Here is a 318-nt window from a genome sequence, read left to right on the forward strand (position 1 = left end):
CCGCTCGGCATCACGCCCATGGCGGTGATCAATTTCGAGCCGCTGCTGTTCGGCAACGCGGCCAACAACGGCCGCATGCTCGGCGAGATGGACGCCAAGAGCCCGGTCGTCGGCACGATCAACGAAATCGCGCATGTGCTGACCGGGCGCAGCGAAATCAAGACGAAGAAGAAGGCAGGCCTGGGCTCCATCCTCGGCAAGCTTTCGCGCAACAGGAAGTGACGCTCCGCTGAGCGGCATCGGGTAGTCGATCATGTTTGGTAAAAGAGGCACAGACGACGGCAGCCGGGCAGCCCCCGAATTCCGTCCGCCGGCACC

Annotated in this window: 1 pseudogene; it reads left to right on the forward strand. The window is 63.5% G+C overall.

The features are described from left to right. A pseudogene (locus EN851_RS35090) lies at window positions 1-222 on the forward strand (CtpF protein); the annotation flags it as partial. Window positions 223-318 lie beyond the last annotated feature (96 nt).

This window comes from Mesorhizobium sp. M8A.F.Ca.ET.208.01.1.1 (genome assembly GCF_004791315.1).
In the GTDB taxonomy this organism is placed as follows: Bacteria; Pseudomonadota; Alphaproteobacteria; order Rhizobiales; family Rhizobiaceae; genus Mesorhizobium.